This is a genomic window from Acidovorax sp. KPB24-03, from assembly GCF_057546605.1.
In genome coordinates, this window is the sequence record NZ_BAAJYR010000902.1 from 1 (window position 1) to 638 (window position 638).

The 638-nt window shown below is 73.4% G+C and carries 1 protein-coding gene; it reads right to left on the reverse strand.

The features are described 5' to 3' along the window. A partial coding sequence (locus tag AC27KI_RS26705) for an alpha-isopropylmalate synthase regulatory domain-containing protein (protein WP_487116914.1) occupies positions 1–638 on the reverse strand: 638 nt, incomplete at both ends.

Sequence of the window (638 nt, forward strand, 5' to 3'; positions counted from 1 at the left end):
CGGGGCGGCTTGGGACGCGGCCGCTGGCGGCACCGCATGCCGGCGCTGCGCCAGCCGGTTGGCCGCGCTCACCACCGCATGCACCGACGCCGTGACGATGTTGTGGTGCAGCCCCACGCCGAAGGTCGCGCCGGGCACGCCGTCGAGGGCCGCCTCCACGATGGCCAGGGCCTGCGCATCGGCGCCGGAGCCGGTCGCGCGCTCCTCGTAGCCGTGCACGCGCAGCGGCAGGCCCAGGGCGTCCACCGTGGCGTCGATCGGGCCGTTGCCCTGGCCCTGCAGGGTCTGGCGCGCGCCGTTGATGGTCACATCCAGCTCGATGCCGCGGCCGTCGTCGGCAAGCCGGTGGGCATGGCAGACGATGGCGCCGGGCACGCCTGCAGGAGTCTCGAGGTAGGTGGCCTGGAACAGCGACCACAGCGTGGCGCCGGTCATCTCGGTCTCGCTGGCATCGGTCTGGCGCTGCACCACCGCGCTGAACTCCACCTGCATGCGGCGCGGCATGACCACGCCGCGCTCGCGCTCCAGCAGGAAGGCGATGCCGCCCTTGCCCGACTGGCTGTTGACGCGGATCACGCTGTCGTAGGTGCGGCCGAGGTCCGCCGGGTCGATGGGCAGGTAGGGTACCTGCCACAGGC